11 protein-coding genes, 26 tRNA genes, 3 rRNA genes and 1 riboswitch are annotated in these 16,371 nt (G+C 44.2%); of the genes, 37 read left to right on the top strand and 3 right to left on the bottom strand.

The window, feature by feature from the left end; genetic code table 11:
- Nucleotides 1-30: 30 nt before the first annotated feature.
- The 3 genes from bcp to perR all read left to right on the top strand — a co-directional run bounded on the left by bcp (nucleotide 31) and on the right by perR (nucleotide 1,949).
- Complete coding sequence (gene bcp, locus ACKRAT_RS10015) at nucleotides 31-477, top strand: thioredoxin-dependent thiol peroxidase (protein WP_411842272.1); 447 nt, start codon at nucleotides 31-33, stop codon at nucleotides 475-477.
- A gap of 3 nt (nucleotides 478-480) precedes the next feature.
- Nucleotides 481-1,425, top strand: coding sequence for a D-2-hydroxyacid dehydrogenase (locus ACKRAT_RS10010; RefSeq protein WP_411842271.1), 945 nt, complete (start codon nucleotides 481-483; stop codon nucleotides 1,423-1,425).
- 89 nt (nucleotides 1,426-1,514) lie between these two features.
- A complete protein-coding gene (gene perR / locus ACKRAT_RS10005) occupies nucleotides 1,515-1,949 on the top strand; it encodes a peroxide-responsive transcriptional repressor PerR (protein ID WP_411844441.1) in 435 nt (144 codons plus the stop codon).
- Nucleotides 1,950-1,983: 34 nt separating this feature from the next.
- Here the strand turns inward: perR and ACKRAT_RS10000 are convergent, their stop codons facing one another.
- Nucleotides 1,984-2,394 (bottom strand): DUF2614 family zinc ribbon-containing protein, encoded by a 411-nt coding sequence (locus ACKRAT_RS10000; RefSeq protein WP_411842270.1) that lies wholly within the window; start codon nucleotides 2,392-2,394, stop codon nucleotides 1,984-1,986.
- Nucleotides 2,395-2,871: 477 nt separating this feature from the next.
- Between ACKRAT_RS10000 and ACKRAT_RS09995 the strand changes: the two genes are divergently transcribed.
- The 31 genes from ACKRAT_RS09995 (at nucleotide 2,872) to ACKRAT_RS09845 (ending at nucleotide 12,487) form a co-directional block, all read left to right on the top strand.
- A 16S ribosomal RNA gene (locus ACKRAT_RS09995) occupies nucleotides 2,872-4,423 on the top strand.
- A 108-nt stretch (nucleotides 4,424-4,531) separates the two neighbouring features.
- Nucleotides 4,532-4,608, top strand: a tRNA-Ile gene (locus tag ACKRAT_RS09990).
- A gap of 12 nt (nucleotides 4,609-4,620) precedes the next feature.
- A tRNA-Ala gene (locus ACKRAT_RS09985) sits at nucleotides 4,621-4,696 on the top strand.
- Nucleotides 4,697-4,880: 184 nt separating this feature from the next.
- Nucleotides 4,881-7,769 (top strand): 23S ribosomal RNA (locus ACKRAT_RS09980).
- 97 nt (nucleotides 7,770-7,866) lie between these two features.
- A 5S ribosomal RNA gene (gene rrf, locus ACKRAT_RS09975) occupies nucleotides 7,867-7,981 on the top strand.
- The 16S, 23S and 5S rRNA genes sit together here with 26 tRNA genes alongside, the layout of an rRNA operon.
- A gap of 36 nt (nucleotides 7,982-8,017) precedes the next feature.
- Nucleotides 8,018-8,093, top strand: a tRNA-Val gene (locus ACKRAT_RS09970).
- A gap of 6 nt (nucleotides 8,094-8,099) precedes the next feature.
- Nucleotides 8,100-8,175 (top strand) — tRNA-Thr (locus tag ACKRAT_RS09965).
- A gap of 14 nt (nucleotides 8,176-8,189) precedes the next feature.
- A tRNA-Lys gene (locus tag ACKRAT_RS09960) sits at nucleotides 8,190-8,262 on the top strand.
- Between the two features lie 8 nt (nucleotides 8,263-8,270).
- A tRNA-Leu gene (locus ACKRAT_RS09955) sits at nucleotides 8,271-8,355 on the top strand.
- Between the two features lie 19 nt (nucleotides 8,356-8,374).
- Nucleotides 8,375-8,449: transfer RNA gene (locus ACKRAT_RS09950), tRNA-Gly, on the top strand.
- 6 nt (nucleotides 8,450-8,455) lie between these two features.
- Nucleotides 8,456-8,544 (top strand) — tRNA-Leu (locus tag ACKRAT_RS09945).
- 18 nt (nucleotides 8,545-8,562) lie between these two features.
- Nucleotides 8,563-8,636, top strand: a tRNA-Arg gene (locus tag ACKRAT_RS09940).
- Nucleotides 8,637-8,649: 13 nt separating this feature from the next.
- Nucleotides 8,650-8,723, top strand: a tRNA-Pro gene (locus tag ACKRAT_RS09935).
- 17 nt (nucleotides 8,724-8,740) lie between these two features.
- Nucleotides 8,741-8,822: transfer RNA gene (locus ACKRAT_RS09930), tRNA-Leu, on the top strand.
- A gap of 22 nt (nucleotides 8,823-8,844) precedes the next feature.
- A tRNA-Ala gene (locus ACKRAT_RS09925) sits at nucleotides 8,845-8,920 on the top strand.
- Between the two features lie 25 nt (nucleotides 8,921-8,945).
- A tRNA-Met gene (locus tag ACKRAT_RS09920) sits at nucleotides 8,946-9,019 on the top strand.
- A gap of 4 nt (nucleotides 9,020-9,023) precedes the next feature.
- Nucleotides 9,024-9,100: transfer RNA gene (locus tag ACKRAT_RS09915), tRNA-Ile, on the top strand.
- A 27-nt stretch (nucleotides 9,101-9,127) separates the two neighbouring features.
- Nucleotides 9,128-9,220, top strand: a tRNA-Ser gene (locus tag ACKRAT_RS09910).
- A gap of 17 nt (nucleotides 9,221-9,237) precedes the next feature.
- Nucleotides 9,238-9,311, top strand: a tRNA-Met gene (locus ACKRAT_RS09905).
- Nucleotides 9,312-9,321: 10 nt separating this feature from the next.
- Nucleotides 9,322-9,397, top strand: a tRNA-Asp gene (locus tag ACKRAT_RS09900).
- Nucleotides 9,398-9,418: 21 nt separating this feature from the next.
- Nucleotides 9,419-9,494 (top strand) — tRNA-Phe (locus ACKRAT_RS09895).
- Between the two features lie 11 nt (nucleotides 9,495-9,505).
- Nucleotides 9,506-9,581: transfer RNA gene (locus ACKRAT_RS09890), tRNA-Thr, on the top strand.
- A 10-nt stretch (nucleotides 9,582-9,591) separates the two neighbouring features.
- A tRNA-Tyr gene (locus ACKRAT_RS09885) sits at nucleotides 9,592-9,672 on the top strand.
- A gap of 5 nt (nucleotides 9,673-9,677) precedes the next feature.
- A tRNA-Trp gene (locus ACKRAT_RS09880) sits at nucleotides 9,678-9,751 on the top strand.
- 4 nt (nucleotides 9,752-9,755) lie between these two features.
- Nucleotides 9,756-9,831: transfer RNA gene (locus ACKRAT_RS09875), tRNA-His, on the top strand.
- Between the two features lie 4 nt (nucleotides 9,832-9,835).
- Nucleotides 9,836-9,907 (top strand) — tRNA-Gln (locus ACKRAT_RS09870).
- A 5-nt stretch (nucleotides 9,908-9,912) separates the two neighbouring features.
- Nucleotides 9,913-9,986, top strand: a tRNA-Cys gene (locus tag ACKRAT_RS09865).
- A gap of 17 nt (nucleotides 9,987-10,003) precedes the next feature.
- A tRNA-Gly gene (locus tag ACKRAT_RS09860) sits at nucleotides 10,004-10,078 on the top strand.
- A 32-nt stretch (nucleotides 10,079-10,110) separates the two neighbouring features.
- A tRNA-Leu gene (locus tag ACKRAT_RS09855) sits at nucleotides 10,111-10,195 on the top strand.
- Nucleotides 10,196-10,545: 350 nt separating this feature from the next.
- A complete protein-coding gene (locus ACKRAT_RS09850; RefSeq protein WP_411842269.1) occupies nucleotides 10,546-11,832 on the top strand; it encodes an alcohol acetyltransferase in 1,287 nt (428 codons plus the stop codon).
- Nucleotides 11,819-12,487 carry a DUF6320 domain-containing protein gene (locus ACKRAT_RS09845; RefSeq protein ID WP_411842268.1) on the top strand — a complete coding sequence of 223 codons (669 nt, stop codon included), beginning with the start codon at nucleotides 11,819-11,821 and terminating at the stop codon, nucleotides 12,485-12,487. Before ACKRAT_RS09850 ends, ACKRAT_RS09845 begins: the two co-directional genes overlap by 14 nt.
- Nucleotides 12,488-12,525: 38 nt before the next feature.
- On the opposite strand, the gene ACKRAT_RS09840 is transcribed toward ACKRAT_RS09845, so the two are convergent.
- Nucleotides 12,526-12,675, bottom strand: coding sequence for a hypothetical protein (locus tag ACKRAT_RS09840; protein ID WP_411842267.1), 150 nt, complete (start codon nucleotides 12,673-12,675; stop codon nucleotides 12,526-12,528).
- Between the two features lie 201 nt (nucleotides 12,676-12,876).
- On the opposite strand from ACKRAT_RS09840, the gene ACKRAT_RS09835 reads away from it, so the two are divergent.
- Nucleotides 12,877-13,998 (top strand): S8 family peptidase, encoded by a 1,122-nt coding sequence (locus ACKRAT_RS09835; protein ID WP_411842266.1) that lies wholly within the window; start codon nucleotides 12,877-12,879, stop codon nucleotides 13,996-13,998.
- Nucleotides 13,999-14,107: 109 nt separating this feature from the next.
- Nucleotides 14,108-14,287 (top strand): hypothetical protein, encoded by a 180-nt coding sequence (locus ACKRAT_RS09830; RefSeq protein WP_411842265.1) that lies wholly within the window; start codon nucleotides 14,108-14,110, stop codon nucleotides 14,285-14,287.
- 20 nt (nucleotides 14,288-14,307) lie between these two features.
- Here ACKRAT_RS09830 and ACKRAT_RS09825 read toward each other — a convergent pair whose 3' ends face one another.
- Nucleotides 14,308-15,414 (bottom strand): 5-methyltetrahydropteroyltriglutamate--homocysteine S-methyltransferase, encoded by a 1,107-nt coding sequence (locus tag ACKRAT_RS09825; protein ID WP_411842264.1) that lies wholly within the window; start codon nucleotides 15,412-15,414, stop codon nucleotides 14,308-14,310.
- A gap of 87 nt (nucleotides 15,415-15,501) precedes the next feature.
- Nucleotides 15,502-15,602, bottom strand: a riboswitch (SAM riboswitch).
- 208 nt (nucleotides 15,603-15,810) lie between these two features.
- Between ACKRAT_RS09825 and ACKRAT_RS09820 the strand changes: the two genes are divergently transcribed.
- The gene (locus ACKRAT_RS09820; RefSeq protein ID WP_411842263.1) at nucleotides 15,811-16,347 is read left to right on the top strand and encodes a YceI family protein; all 537 of its coding nucleotides are present in this window, start codon (nucleotides 15,811-15,813) and stop codon (nucleotides 16,345-16,347) included.
- The last annotated feature ends 24 nt before the right edge of the window (nucleotides 16,348-16,371 follow it).

Below are 16,371 nucleotides of genomic sequence, written 5' to 3'. Positions count from 1 at the left end.
TATACATACTATTGTTGAGGAGGAGTACAGATGGATAAGTTTCCAGAATTTGCACTTGAAAACCAGGATGGGGAAGTAGTTTCCAATAAAGAATTAAAAGGAAAGACGGTTATTTATTTTTATCCGAAAGACAATACGCCGGGATGTACAACACAGGCGTGTGATTTAAGAGATAATATGGACTTCCTTAATGAACTGGATGTAGCAGTTTATGGTGTGAGTGGAGATTCGAAGAAAAAGCACCAGAACTTTATTGAAAAACAAAACCTGAACTTTGATCTCTTAGTAGATGAAGATTTTAAATTAGCCGAGAGTCTGGATGTGTATAGAATGAAGAAAGTCTTTGGCAAAGAATCCAAAGGAATTGTCAGAACCACTTTTGTGGTGGATGAAAACAGCAATATTCTAAAACGCTACGATAATGTTAAGGCGAAAGAACATATGGACAATCTGAAAGAATTTTTAAAAGAGGTATAGATCATGAAACATATCCTGTCAACAGCGAAACTCAGAGAAGAGATGGTGCAGTACCTGGAGAAGAACTTTGAGGAATACGAATATAGATTCGTGAAAGCTCGTGAAGTATCCGATGAGGACCGGGAGTGGGCGGACATTTTCGTGACTTATGGTTCAGATATGGAACCCGGGCATATGGATGCCTTTAAAAATTTGAAGTGGGTAATGGTCATGAGTGCCGGACTGGACGATATGCCGCTTGAACAGATGAAGGGAATCCACATTACAAATGCCAAAGGGATCCACAAGATACAAATGGCAGAGTACACGATTGGATTACTGCTTGACTACTATAAAGACATTTATCAATTAAAGGTGGACCAGGGAAAATCACACTGGAGAAAGCAGGCAACAACTGAGGAGATATATGGCAAAAGTGTACATATATTAGGTACAGGAAGCATCGGATCCCATCTTGCAGGAGTATTGAAGGCTTTCGGCACAAATACGGCCGGATACAATACTGAAGGAAGAGAAGTGGAAAACTTCGATCAGACTCATCCGGTAAGCGATATACATTCCCATATAAATGAAGCGGATATTGTGATTAATATTTTACCAAGTACTGAAGACACCAGAGGACTGCTTACAGAGGAGACTTTTAAAAAGATGAAAGACAGCAGCGTGTTCGTTAATATCGGAAGAGGAGATATTATGACGGATGAGACAGTGAGTGCTGTTCTATCCGGGAGATATATCAGGCATATGATGCTGGATGTATTCAATCGGGAACCTCTGCCGGAAGACCACGAGTTTTATAGTTATGATAATCTGACGATTACTCCGCATGCCTCATCAAAAACTCCGGAATATTTAACGCGTGCATTTGATATCTTCATATACAATCTGAACAGAGTGAATGATTTCGATTCTATGAAAAATATTATTAACCACGAGCGTGGTTACTGAAAATCTAATTTGACAAACAATTTAACAACGAAGTACAATAAAAGTACTACAGTAGTCTGATTAGGAAAGAAGGTATCAATATGAAGATGATGGATGCCAACGAACAGTTCACTGAATCAATTGATGCACTCAAGGAAACTGGTGTCAGAATTACGCCACAGAGAAAAGCAGTGCTCAAATACATGATAGAAACTGAAGAACATCCGACTGCTGATGATATTTTTAAAGCGTTGTCTGATGAATATCCAAATATGAGTGTTGCGACAATTTATAATAACTTAAAACTCTTCAAGGATACTGGGTTGGTTAAAGAACTCACTTATGGTGATGCTTCCAGCCGATTTGACTTTATCACAGATACGCATTACCATATCATCTGCAGTAATTGCGGCAAGATTACAGACTTCCATTACCCGGGCCTCGAAGAAGTGGAGCAGCTTGCCGGTTCGGTTACAGAATATGATGTAAGTCACCACAGATTGGAAATCTATGGTCTTTGTCCGGAATGCAGAGAACAAATGTAAATAATAAGAAAAGCGGCCAAATTGGCCGCTTTTCTTATTTCTCACTTTTTTGAGTCTCGTTATCAGACTCTTTTTTGATCTCATCAATAGCATCATTCCGTCTATGGTCCACATTATAATCCAAAGAGAAGTCCTTGCCTTCAAGTTCTTTGTCTATAGTAAGTGGTTCTTTGCAATGCTGGCAAAAATCAACGTGTCCCAGTATTTTTGTGTGTTTTTCACAATTGGGACATTGAACGGTTACTGTACGGGTGCTGATCATGCCCACCCAGAAGTAAATGATGAAACTGAGCAGTATCGGTAATAAACCTACTATAAGGAAGAGGCTGAATATTATCTGGGACTCACGAAAGAATACTCCCAGGTACATAATTATCATACCTATAAACACAAGGGCTAAAGCATAGCCGCGAATTCTCTGGATCTTATTACTTTTCTTTTTCATACTTTCACCTCTGCAATTCATTATATACAATTATACTTAATTATGATAATCTAATATTTAGCATTTGATGAACAAAACAAACAGCAAAAAGAAGTTAAGAATTCTTTTCAAAAATCGTTGACATTAAATTGCACAGTTGTTATGATATAAAAGTCGCTGATTTCAGCAACGTAAATTTTTTTACTCGGCAATACTACAGTATTTCAACCACAAAAAAAGTTTTTAGAAAGTGTAAAAATTACGCTTGATTAAAACTTGCAGGTGTTGTAACATACTAAGAGTGATAAAAAAACGAACAACACGAACAACATAGAAACACAGACGAGAACATTGAAAACTGAATGACAATATGTCAACGTTAATTCCGATAATTAATGAGGTTCAACACAGTTGAACTTCCCGACATTGAGGCGAACAATACAAAACGCAAACAGATACTGTCAGCAGTATCGCGAAGAGCTCTAGACGAGCTTTCCAATTATGGAGAGTTTGATCCTGGCTCAGGATGAACGCTGGCGGCGTGCCTAATACATGCAAGTCGAACGCGAAACCGAGGAGCTTGCTCCTTGGAATCGAGTGGCGGACGGGTGAGTAACACGTAGGCAACCTGCCCATCAGCCGGGGATAACTACGGGAAACCGTAGCTAATACCGGATAACCCTTACTGCCGATGGCGGTAAGTTGAAAGGCGGTCTTCGGGCTGCCGCTGATGGATGGGCCTGCGGCGCATTAGCTAGTTGGTGGGGTAAGGGCCTACCAAGGCGACGATGCGTAGCCGACCTGAGAGGGTGATCGGCCACACTGGGACTGAGACACGGCCCAGACTCCTACGGGAGGCAGCAGTAGGGAATCTTCCGCAATGGACGAAAGTCTGACGGAGCAACGCCGCGTGAGTGAAGAAGGGTTTCGGCTCGTAAAACTCTGTTGTTAAGGAAGAACGCCGGTGAGAGTAACTGCTCACCGGGTGACGGTACTTAACCAGAAAGCCACGGCTAACTACGTGCCAGCAGCCGCGGTAATACGTAGGTGGCAAGCGTTATCCGGAATTATTGGGCGTAAAGCGCGCGTAGGCGGTTTCTTAAGTCTGATGTGAAAGCCCCCGGCTCAACCGGGGAGGGTCATTGGAAACTGGGAGACTTGAGTGCAGAAGAGGAGAGTGGAATTCCATGTGTAGCGGTGAAATGCGCAGAGATATGGAGGAACACCAGTGGCGAAGGCGGCTCTCTGGTCTGTAACTGACGCTGATGTGCGAAAGCGTGGGGATCAAACAGGATTAGATACCCTGGTAGTCCACGCCGTAAACGATGAGTGCTAAGTGTTAGGGGGTTTCCGCCCCTTAGTGCTGCAGCTAACGCATTAAGCACTCCGCCTGGGGAGTACGGCCGCAAGGTTGAAACTCAAAGGAATTGACGGGGACCCGCACAAGCGGTGGAGCATGTGGTTTAATTCGAAGCAACGCGAAGAACCTTACCAAATCTTGACATCCTCTGACAGCCATGGAGACATGGTTTCCCTTCGGGGCAGAGTGACAGGTGGTGCATGGTTGTCGTCAGCTCGTGTCGTGAGATGTTGGGTTAAGTCCCGCAACGAGCGCAACCCTTATTACTAGTTGCCAGCATTCAGTTGGGCACTCTAGTGAGACTGCCGGTGACAAACCGGAGGAAGGTGGGGATGACGTCAAATCATCATGCCCCTTATGATTTGGGCTACACACGTGCTACAATGGGCAGGAACAAAGGGCAGCGAGACCGCGAGGTTCAGCGAATCCCATAAAACTGCTCTCAGTTCGGATTGGAGTCTGCAACTCGACTCCATGAAGCTGGAATCGCTAGTAATCGTGGATCAGAATGCCACGGTGAATACGTTCCCGGGTCTTGTACACACCGCCCGTCACACCACGAAAGTCAGTAACACCTGAAGCCGGTGGGCTAACCCTTTTGGGAAGCAGCCGTCGAAGGTGGGACCGATGATTGGGGTGAAGTCGTAACAAGGTAGCCGTATCGGAAGGTGCGGCTGGATCACCTCCTTTCTAAGGAATATTACGGAGCGGAATTGACGTTTGACATATTGTATTCAGTTTTGAATGTTCTATTATTCAGAGTGTTCAACAAATTAATATTTATTCATACTATATAATGGGCCTATAGCTCAGCTGGTTAGAGCGCACGCCTGATAAGCGTGAGGTCGGTGGTTCGAGTCCACTTAGGCCCACCATTATATAACTATGGGGGCTTAGCTCAGCTGGGAGAGCGCCTGCTTTGCACGCAGGAGGTCAGCGGTTCGATCCCGCTAGTCTCCACCATTATTTAAATCTCTGTTTATATTTACAGAGTATACAAAATATGTACATTGAAAACCGGATAGAGAAGCAATAAATGATTTTTAACCGAAAATCAAAGCGTAGAAAACCGAGAACTAAGATTTAAAAGAGTTCAAAAAACACGCGTTGTATCGCTGTAGGAGCGATACACTCACAAATTCATTGCGATTAAGTAATGAAGGGCGCACGGTGGATGCCTTGGCACTAAGAGCCGATGAAGGACGGAACCAACACCGATATGCTTCGGGGAGCTGTAAGTAGGCGTTGAACCGAAGATTTCCGAATGGGGGAACCCAGCACATTTTTATGTGTTACCGGTCAGTGAATACATAGCTGACGCGGAGGTAGACCCGGGGAACTGAAACATCTCATTACCCGGAGGAAGAGAAAGAAAAATCGATTCCCTGAGTAGCGGCGAGCGAAACGGGAAGAGCCCAAACCAGCTTCGGCTGGGGTTGTAGGACACCGATAATCGGTGGAATGTAAAGCTGAATGGTCTGGAAAGGCCGACCGCAGGGGGTAACAGTCCCGTAGGCATCATACATTCCACCGAGCGGTGGATCCTGAGTACGGCGGAACACGAGGAATTCCGTCGGAATCCGGGAGGACCATCTCCCAAGGCTAAATACTCCTTAGTGACCGATAGTGAACCAGTACCGTGAGGGAAAGGTGAAAAGCACCCCGGAAGGGGAGTGAAATAGATCCTGAAACCGTGTGCCTACAAGTAGTCAGAGCCCGTTAATGGGTGATGGCGTGCCTTTTGTAGAATGAACCGGCGAGTTGTGATTACATGCAAGGTTAAGCAGCGAATGCGGAGCCGCAGCGAAAGCGAGTCTGAACAGGGCGACAGAGTATGTGATTGCAGACCCGAAACCAGGTGATCTACCCATGTCCAGGCTGAAGTCCAGGTAACACTGGATGGAGGGCCGAACCGACTTACGTTGAAAAGTGACCGGATGAGGTGTGGGTAGCGGAGAAATTCCAATCGAACCTGGAGATAGCTGGTTCTCTCCGAAATATATTTAGGTATAGCCTCATGACAGCATCGTGGAGGTAGAGCACTGTTTGGACGAGGGGCCCATCCCGGGTTACCGAATTCAGACAAACTCCGAATGCCATCGATGCGATTCATGGGAGTCAGACAGCGGGTGATAAGGTCCGTTGTCGAGAGGGAAACAGCCCAGACCACCAGTTAAGGTCCCAAAATATATGTTAAGTGGAAAAGGATGTGGCGTTGCACAGACAACTAGGATGTTGGCTTAGAAGCAGCCATCATTTAAAGAGTGCGTAATAGCTCACTAGTCAAGTGACGCTGCGCCGAAAATGTACCGGGGCTAAACATATTACCGAAACTGTGGATTAATGTATATTAATGGTAGGAGAGCGTTCCAATGGCAGAGAAGCATGATCGTGAGGACATGTGGAGCGATTGGAAGTGAGAATGCCGGTGTGAGTAGCGAAAGACGGGTGGGAATCCCGTCCACCGAATGACTAAGGTTTCCAGAGGAAGGCTCGTCCGCTCTGGGTTAGTCGGGACCTAAGCCGAGGCAGAGATGCGTAGGCGATGGCCAACAGGCAGAAATTCCTGTACCGGTGATATCCGTTTGAGTGATTGTGGTGACGCAGTAGGATAGATGGAGCGTGCGAAAGGTAGAGCACGTTCAAGCAGTGAGTGGTCAGGGTAGGCAAATCCGCCCTGTGATACCATGAGCTGTGATGAGGAGCCGAAAATAGTAGGCGAAGCCATTGATTTCACACTGCCAAGAAAAGCCGCTAGCGAGGATGATCACCGCCCGTACCGTAAACCGACACAGGTAGTTGGGAAGAGAATTCTAAGGTGAGCGAGCGAACTCTCGTTAAGGAACTCGGCAAAATGACCCCGTAACTTCGGGAGAAGGGGTGCTCATAGAGATATGAGCCGCAGTGAATAGGCCCAAGCGACTGTTTATCAAAAACACAGGTCTCTGCCAAACCGAAAGGTGAAGTATAGGGGCTGACGCCTGCCCGGTGCTGGAAGGTTAAGAGGAGCGCTCAGCGTAAGCGAAGGTGCGAATCGAAGCCCCAGTAAACGGCGGCCGTAACTATAACGGTCCTAAGGTAGCGAAATTCCTTGTCAGGTAAGTTCTGACCCGCACGAAAGGCGCAACGATTTGGGCACTGTCTCAACGAGAGGCTCGGTGAAATCATAGTACCTGTGAAGATGCAGGTTACCCGCGACAGGACGGAAAGACCCCGTGGAGCTTTACTGTAACCTGATATTGAATCTGGACCTCACCTGTACAGGATAGGTGGGAGCCAAAGAAGTGTGGACGCCAGTCTACATGGAGGCAGTGGTGGGATACCACCCTGGTGATGTTGAGATTCTAACCCGCGCCCGTAATCCGGGCGGGAGACAGTGTCAGGTGGACAGTTTGACTGGGGCGGTCGCCTCCTAAAGAGTAACGGAGGCGCTCAAAGGTTCCCTCAGAATGGTTGGAAATCATTCATAGAGTGTAAAGGTATAAGGGAGCTTGACTGCGAGACATACAGGTCGAGCAGGGTCGAAAGACGGACTTAGTGATCCGGTGGTTCCGCATGGAAGGGCCATCGCTCAACGGATAAAAGCTACCCCGGGGATAACAGGCTTATCTCCCCCAAGAGTTCACATCGACGGGGAGGTTTGGCACCTCGATGTCGGCTCATCGCATCCTGGGGCTGTAGTCGGTCCCAAGGGTTGGGCTGTTCGCCCATTAAAGCGGTACGCGAGCTGGGTTCAGAACGTCGTGAGACAGTTCGGTCCCTATCCGTCGTGGGCGTAGGAAATTTGAGAGGCGCTGTCCTTAGTACGAGAGGACCGGGATGGACATACCACTGGTGTACCAGTTGTCGTGCCAACGGCATCGCTGGGTAGCTATGTATGGCCGGGATAAGTGCTGAAAGCATCTAAGCATGAAGCCCCCCTCAAGATGAGATTTCCCCATTAGATCCCTCAGAGATGATGAGGTAGATAGGTTCGGCGTGTACGTGTGGCAACACATTCAGCGGACGAATACTAATCGATCGATGACTTATTCAAGAATTTAATGAAGAAACCGTGTTCGGTTTCTGCGCGAGATATTGCTTCTATCCGGTTTTGAATGTGACATATCACATTCCCCATATGTAAGACACTGTCCGGCGGCGATGGCGGAGAGGCCACACCTGTTCCCATGCCGAACACAGCAGTTAAGCTCTCCAGCGCCGATGGTAGTTGGATGAACGTCCCGTGAGAGTAGGACGCTGCCGGGCAGTGAAGATTACATATTAAAATTCATACTATATAATGGAGAATTAGCTCAGCTGGGAGAGCATCTGCCTTACAAGCAGAGGGTCGGCGGTTCGAACCCGTCATTCTCCACCATTAATAGCCGGCCTAGCTCAACTGGTAGAGCAACTGACTTGTAATCAGTAGGTTGGGGGTTCAAGTCCTCTGGCCGGCACCATTCTTTACTATTATGAGCCATTAGCTCAGTTGGTAGAGCATCTGACTTTTAATCAGAGGGTCAGAGGTTCGAATCCTCTATGGCTCATAAATATTGCGGGTGTGGCGGAATTGGCAGACGCACTAGATTTAGGATCTAGCGCCTTCGGGCGTGGGGGTTCAAGTCCCTTCACCCGCACCATTTAGGTTTAATATAATACGCGGAAGTAGTTCAGTGGTAGAACATCACCTTGCCAAGGTGGGGGTCGCGGGTTCGAATCCCGTCTTCCGCTCCATTATATGCCGGGGTGGCGGAACTGGCAGACGCACAGGACTTAAAATCCTGCGGTAAGTAATTACCGTACCGGTTCGATTCCGGTCCTCGGCACCAGTTTTTAAATATTAATATGCGCCCGTAGCTCAATTGGATAGAGCGTCTGACTACGGATCAGAAGGCTAGGGGTTCGACTCCTCTCGGGCGCGCTTTAATTAGTTACGGGAAGTAGCTCAGCTTGGTAGAGCACTTGGTTTGGGACCAAGGGGTCGCAGGTTCGAATCCTGTCTTCCCGACTCTTATAAAAAATTAAGCGGGTGTGGCGGAACTGGCAGACGCACTAGATTTAGGATCTAGCGCCTTCGGGCGTGGGGGTTCAACTCCCTTCACCCGCATTGTTTTAATAATATTTTGTTTGGGGGCTTAGCTCAGCTGGGAGAGCGCCTGCTTTGCACGCAGGAGGTCAGCGGTTCGATCCCGCTAGTCTCCACCATTCATTAAATATTTTTCCCTATCATGGCGGCGTAGCTCAGCTGGCTAGAGCGTACGGTTCATACCCGTGAGGTCGTGGGTTCGACTCCCTCCGCCGCCATATTGGACCTTTAGCTCAGTTGGTCAGAGCAAACGGCTCATAACCGTTGGGTCGCAGGTTCGAGTCCTGCAAGGTCCACCATGTTTTTGGTACAATTGTATATTATACGGAGGAATACCCAAGTCTGGCTGAAGGGACCGGTCTTGAAAACCGACAGGGGCTTAACGGCTCGCGGGGGTTCGAATCCCTCTTCCTCCGCCATTTTTAATTATTATTATCGCGGGATAGAGCAGTCTGGAAGCTCGTCGGGCTCATAACCCGGAGGTCGGTGGTTCAAATCCGCCTCCCGCAATTTTTATTTAGGTCCCGTGGTGTAGCGGTTAACATGCCTGCCTGTCACGCAGGAGATCGCGGGTTCGATTCCCGTCGGGACCGCCATTATAAAATTTAATAAGAAGTGGTTCAGTAGCTCAGTCGGTAGAGCATGTGATTGAAGCTCACAGTGTCGGCGGTTCGATTCCGTCCTGAACCACCATTTTTGGTTTAGCCGGCCTAGCTCAACTGGTAGAGCAACTGACTTGTAATCAGTAGGTTGGGGGTTCAAGTCCTCTGGCCGGCACCATTTAGCTCGTGGAGGGGTAGCGAAGTGGCTAAACGCGGCGGACTGTAAATCCGCTCCTTCGGGTTCGGCAGTTCGAATCTGCCCCCCTCCATACGTAGGGGTATAGTTTAATGGTAGAATAGAGGTCTCCAAAACCTTTGATGTGGGTTCAATTCCTACTACCCCTGCCATATGGCGGTTGTGGTGAAGTGGTTAACACACCGGATTGTGGTTCCGGCATTCGTGGGTTCAATCCCCATCAGCCGCCCCATTATTGGGCTATAGCCAAGCGGTAAGGCAACGGGTTTTGGTCTCGTCATGCGAAGGTTCGAATCCTTCTAGCCCAGTTTAAGGCGCCATAGCCAAGGGGTAAGGCCGAGGACTGCAAATCCTCTATCACCGGTTCAAATCCGGTTGGCGCCTCCATTTTTCTTTAATAAGCAGCGGAAGTAGTTTAGTGTTTAGAACATACTTCTTCCTGAAGTAAGACATAGGTTTAAATCCTATCTTCCGCTCCATTTTTTGATAATGATCTTTATGATAATGTCATGCCACCGTGGCGGAATTGGCAGACGCGCTGGACTCAAAATCCAGTTCCCTTTGCGGGAGTGCCGGTTCGATCCCGGCCGGTGGTATCTTATTCTAACTATAAAATTGATTTTTAATAAAAAGTATTTTAATATTTTCTAAAGACGATCAGATGTAGTTTATTCATGATCGTCTTTTATTTTGTTGTTTAGAAACCCTAGTAAAACTCTATGAAAAGAATCAGTTATAAAAAGGAGATGAAACAGTACGAATAATCAGCAAGAAACTAAAGATATAGCGAAGACAGTAAAAGAAATCTTGAAAAGACGATAGTAGCAGAATGAAACGTTTATGTTTATCATAAGCGTTTTTTTATTATCTATTATTTTTAAACTTATTGGTTTCGTTGTGTAATAATGGTGTAAGATATCTTATAAATAAGAGAGAGGTGAATGAGATGGATAATTGGTACAGAATCGACAATACAGGCAAAATATTTCACGCTGTATCAAATACTGAAAACTCCTATGTATTTCGCGTCTCTATGATTATGAAAGAAAAAGTGGACCCTGAAGTCTTACAAGAGTCTTTGGATATTATTGTGCCACGTTTCCCAACATTGACTGTCCATGTACGTAAAGGATTATTTTGGGATTTTCTTGAGAAAAATGATGAAGTGCTTCTCGTTCAAAAGGAAACTAATTATCCCTGTGCACCTATCAAGCCTTCTGAAACAAAAGGATATCTAATAAGAGTTTTGTATTTCGAAAATAAAATATCGGTGGAGGTTTTTCATTCACTTACGGACGGTACAGGAGCATCAGAGTTTTTAAAAACATTAATATATCAATATTTACAATATAAAAAAAGAGATGTGACCGATGATGGATTAATATTGCTGCCTGAGGATCAACCCAATTCCATGGAAACAGAAGATAGTTTTAGTAATTATGCGGAAAGAAAGGATAGAAATGTTTTCCGTAAAGAGGACAGAGCCTCTCATCAAATTTCAGGAACCGCTCTAACTACCGAAGGGATGAACATGATCCATGGTATAATGAATGCTGGCACAGTTAATGATTATGCCAAAAGTCTGGGCACGACATTGACAGGATTCCTCACAGCCATTATGATTCAAGTTATAGGTAATGAGGCACTATCAAAATCGAGCAGACCGAAAAAAGTAACAATTGCGGTTCCGGTTAACTTAAGAAAACAATTTCCATCAAAAACTTTAAGGAACTTTTTTTCTGTGGCCAATATTGGAGCAACAATAGATGAAAATACCGGTTTTGAAGATATTTTACAACAAGTGAACAAAGAATTGATAAGACGTACTAGCAGAGAAGTTTTGCAAAAAAGCATTAATCAGCATGTTTACCTGCAGAATAGTTTTATGACTCGAGCAATTCCAGTATTTTTAAAATATCCGGCGATGCGTTATGGATTTAACTATATTGGTGAAAGAACTAAAGCGATGACAGTAACGAATATGGGGAATGTAAAACTTTCCGAATCTATGAGCAGACACATCGAGAGAATGGAACTCGCTTTTTATACAACACTGAAGAGTCCCGTTGGCTGTGGTATTGCAACAGTCAACAACAGGATGACTATAACGTTTTCGCTCTCAATAGCAGAAACAGATTTAGTTAGAAATTTCTTTAGTGAATTGACGAAGCGTATTGATATAGACATAGAAGTCTATTCAAACGAGTGGGGGAAACATGATGGAACAATGTGAAGAATGCCGTACCTGGACTAAGCAACCTGTATGTCCTTTATGCCAGGAGAAAATAAGCGGTGTAGAAACTATAGCTGATAATAAATGGTACCCATCCTATCTGGGAAAGAAATTTGGTAAAAGAAGGGCGCCTAAAATAGCAGTGTTTGCCGGAATTCTAATCATTTTGGCATGTCTTTTTATAAATATACTTGTAATGCCGCATTTCTTATGGATATTCTATGTCGCAGGTGCTGTTATATATACGGTAGTATCCTTTAATCATACAGTATTATCAAAATCTCATCTCGGCAGTAAAATTGTAATGCAGGTTGTGAGTCTGACATTACTGCTGCTGATCGTCGATTCGCAATCGGGCGCAGGATTCCTGACATGGTCTGTAAATTATGTCGTTCCGTTCCTTATCGTTTCAGGTATGGTTTCGATTACATCAATTGTGTTTTTCAGGCGTATTAAATGGAGCAGTTATTTCAGTTTCCTGCTGATGATGATAATACTCGGTTTCCTGCCGGCTGCCTTATATGCAGTAGGAATAACGACCGTAATATGGCCAAGTGCAGTAGCAGGAGCATACGCAGTGATTGTTATTTTGACCATGATCATATTTGCACAGCAGGCATTTTTGACTCAATTGGGCAGAAGATTCCATATATAGAGTAAAAACTCCATCCAATTATTTTGGATGGAGTTTTTTTAATCGTTATAAATGATGAATACGGCATAGACGGACATGCTGGTAAATTTCATATCTATAATTTCTATGTGAGTATTTTCCTGCAGAAAACCATTCACTTTTTTGTCTATCCTTTTTTCTGTCAGAGCACTGAATGTTTTAACTTTCATCGGGTTCCCCTCCAGTATGTGTTTAATGAAAGATTCATTTCCGATACTATACCCTACAGAATGAAATTCAAAATCTGATAAATCCTATTTAGTTTTTCTGGTTTTGTGAAAACTGACAAATATTTTGCAGAATTGAATATTGATAGCACATTTATCATCTATATCATGAAGATAGAATGAACAAAGGGGGATATTTAAATTATGAAGAAGTTTTTATCATTGCTCACAGTCATTGCGGCATTTTTCACACTTTCGTTGACAGCATTCGCGCAGGAAACAAAGGAAACATACTTAGTAAAATTTGAACAGACTTCTGATTTCACAACATATTCATCTTTTGGCATTACATCTGAAGAAGTAAACTACGAATTCGATACAGTGGATATGATCGAAGCCGAGCTGACTGAAGACGAGGCAGCAGACTTGGAAAGTAATTCCAATGTAAGTTATGTAGAGAAAGATATACCTGTGTATGCATATCAGCAGAATATACCATACGGTATTGAAAAAGTGCAGGCTCCTCTTACACATCAAAGCGGAAATACAGGCAGTGGCGTCAAGCTGGCAATTATCGATACCGGTATTGACGCAGCACATGAAGATTTGAATGTTTCGGGCGGATATTCAGTATTTACATCCGGCAGTGATTCCGATCCATATTATGATGGAAGCGGACATGGTACACATGTTGCAGGAACTGCTGCAGCACTTGATAACGACACTGGTGTTCTCGGTGTTGCACCCGACGCAGACCTTTATGCTGTCAAAGTATTGAACAGCAGCGGCTCAGGATCTTCTTCAGGTGTTGCTCAAGGGGTTGAATGGGCAATCCAGAATGGTATGGATGTCATTAACATGTCGCTTGGCTCCTCTGCACATTCACAGGCAATACAAGATGTAGTGGATGCAGCATACTACAATCATGATATTCTGGTGATCGCAGCAGCAGGTAATGAAGGTAATGCCGGTGGAACAGGCAATACAGTCGGCTATCCTGCACAGTATGATTCAGCATTTGCAGTAGCAGCTACAGATCAGAACAATCAAAGAGCTTCATTCTCTTCTACAGGACCTGCAGTGGACATATCTGCACCAGGCGTATCAATTCAATCGACAGTGCCGGGTAATGGTTACGCTGCTTTAAATGGTACATCAATGGCGTCTCCGCACGTAGCAGGAGCCGGTGCTGTGCTCAGAGCCTCATTCCCGGATGCTACAGCAGCTGAAATTAGAAGAACAATGCAGGCAACTGCAAAGAATATTGGCAGTAACACTGAGTGGTATGGCAGCGGATTGCTGCAGGTAAATGAAGCGGTAAACTAATAACTTATAAACGTAAGAAACTCTCCATCAGAAGATGGAGAGTTTTTGTTTCATTTCATTCTAAAGGGTAATATTACATATAAAGAACCTATTGGGATGAGGGGATTATATGAGCATTCCGTTTTTTATTTTGGGTGTTGTTTTTTTAACGATGTATTTATCTGCTGAAGATAATACTGCCTATCTGGTAATTGCGGTTGTTTTTGGAGTGCTGGCTGTGACGACTGCAGTCAGAAATAAAAAAGGTAAGGATAAAGAAAATATTGAAAAAGGTCAAAAAAAGCGCTGATTACTCAGCGCTTTTTTGATTTATTTTCCGAAAATCTCCTCAGAAATATCCACTATATATCTCAGCTTTTCCCATTGTTCTTCTTCTGTAAGAATATTTCCATGATGTGTGGATGCAAAACCGCACTGGGGACTGATGCAAAGCTGCTCTTTTGAAACGTATTTGGATGCTTCTTCAACACGTGCTTTGATTTCCTCTTTGCTTTCAAGTGCACCATGCTTGGATGTAAACAGACCAAGTACAACCTTTGGTGACTCCTCAGGGATATATGAGAGGGGTTCAAAGTCGCCGGAACGGTCATCATCATATTCGAGGAAGAAACCATCCACTTTCTCTTTGGCAAACAGGACAGGGGCGATTTTTGCATAGCTGCCTTCAAATGCCCATTTCGATCTGTAATTGCCGCGACAGAGGTGCGTTGTAATGACAAGATCTTCAGGTTTGTCCTCCAATACACTGTTTAATACCTTAAGGGCGAGCTGGATGAGTTGTTCTCTATCATATCCGCTGTCATTAAAGGGAATGTCCGGCGCATTGAGTCCTGCGATATAAACATCATCCAGCTGCAGATATCTGCAGCCTGCATCGTAAAATGCTTGAATCGCAGCTTTATATGTTTTAATTACGTCCTCCGCGTATACTTCAACATCCGGATAAATATCCGGATTACGGATGCCTGCATTGAAAAGCTGATTCGGACTTGGGATTGTTTGTTTTGCGACTGCACGATTACCGACGATTGCTTTAAACTCGATAAAATCTTTAATATGAGGATGATTTTCATCAAAAGAGATTTTATCAGTGACTCTAATATCATACCGCTCAGTCTCTTCACCAACGAAAGAAAACCCTGAATCAGGTACATACCCTTCAATACCAGTCAGATGTTCAAGAAAATCAGTGTGCCAAAACCGTCTTCTGAACTCACCGTCAGTCACTGCTTTTAAACCAACTTCAATTTGTTTATCGACAGCGTGTCTAATTTCCGCTGTCTCGATTTCCCTTAATTCTTCATGGGTGATTACCCCGTTTTCATAATCCTTGCGTGCCGCATGAATGCTTTCCGGACGGAGCAGGCTGCCTACGTGATCTGCTTTGAATGGTGCTTTGGTAGTTTTAACAGTCAATCGGATCCCTCTTTCATTAAAATTTTGTAATAAAATAAACTCCGCTCTCATCCGTTTAAGATAATAAGTGGAGTTGCATACACTCACTTCTCATCTTCTGAGCCACAGCTCCTGGAGTTAGCACGGTACTAGCGAGGTCCGCTGCTGAGGTTTCAAAGGGCCAGTCCCTCCACCTCTCTGGATAAGAGTTTCATTTATTGAATTAACAAGAACTTTATACCATAGGTATTTTTCTGTCAACTATGAATTTTTAGAATTATTTAAAGTTCCGAATCTAAAATAAAGTTATCATTAGTTTATTAGTTGCAAAAAGTAAGTAAGTGTTGTATTATAGTATTATCTCGAATTAGAGATAATACTTATTATTATATACGATTATCCAGGAGGAAAATATTTATGACAATTTATATTTCAGACGCAGTTCACTCAGAAGTTGATTTTCAAGTTAAACACATGATGGTTTCTAAAGTAAAAGGCAGTTTTGAAGAATTCACTTTCGAGGTGGATACAGATAACCTTGAAACATTTGACGGTGCTAAAGTAACAGCAGAAATTACTACTGCAAGCATCAACACCGGAAACGAAGACCGTGATAACCATTTAAAATCAGAAGATTTCTTTGATGCAGAAAAGAACCCGAAAATCACTTTCACTTCAAACAATGTAGAAAAATCAGGAAGTACTGTTAAAGTAACGGGTGATCTTACAATCGCCGGTGTCACTAAAGAAAAAACTTTTGAACTTCAGTATAATGGTAAAGGCATCAGCCCAATGGGCGGCCAGGAAGTTCATGGTTTTGAAACAGAATTCACCATCGACCGTGAAGAGTTTGGTCTGACTTGGAATGCTTCACTTGAAACAGGCGGCGTACTCGTAAGCAAGGACGTTAAAGCCCAGCTTGAACTTCAGTTCTCTGAAAAACAAGAAGGTTAATATCAGATACGAATCATATCCTGA

Origin of the sequence: Salinicoccus sp. HZC-1, from assembly GCF_046736035.1 — a bacterium.
Taxonomy (GTDB): domain Bacteria; phylum Bacillota; class Bacilli; order Staphylococcales; family Salinicoccaceae; genus Salinicoccus.
Note: the sequence above shows the minus strand (reverse complement) of the source record. Positions and strands in the feature narration are given on the sequence as shown.

Coding starts and splice junctions, on each gene's coding strand:
- bcp (WP_411842272.1), top strand. CDS start 31: ATGGATAAGTTTCCAGAATTTGCACTTGAAAACCAGGATGGGGAAGTA.
- ACKRAT_RS10010 (WP_411842271.1), top strand. CDS start 481: ATGAAACATATCCTGTCAACAGCGAAACTCAGAGAAGAGATGGTGCAG.
- perR (WP_411844441.1), top strand. CDS start 1,515: ATGGATGCCAACGAACAGTTCACTGAATCAATTGATGCACTCAAGGAA.
- ACKRAT_RS10000 (WP_411842270.1), bottom strand. CDS start 2,394: ATGAAAAAGAAAAGTAATAAGATCCAGAGAATTCGCGGCTATGCTTTA.
- ACKRAT_RS09850 (WP_411842269.1), top strand. CDS start 10,546: ATGGATAATTGGTACAGAATCGACAATACAGGCAAAATATTTCACGCT.
- ACKRAT_RS09845 (WP_411842268.1), top strand. CDS start 11,819: ATGGAACAATGTGAAGAATGCCGTACCTGGACTAAGCAACCTGTATGT.
- ACKRAT_RS09840 (WP_411842267.1), bottom strand. CDS start 12,675: ATGAAAGTTAAAACATTCAGTGCTCTGACAGAAAAAAGGATAGACAAA.
- ACKRAT_RS09835 (WP_411842266.1), top strand. CDS start 12,877: ATGAAGAAGTTTTTATCATTGCTCACAGTCATTGCGGCATTTTTCACA.
- ACKRAT_RS09830 (WP_411842265.1), top strand. CDS start 14,108: ATGAGCATTCCGTTTTTTATTTTGGGTGTTGTTTTTTTAACGATGTAT.
- ACKRAT_RS09820 (WP_411842263.1), top strand. CDS start 15,811: ATGACAATTTATATTTCAGACGCAGTTCACTCAGAAGTTGATTTTCAA.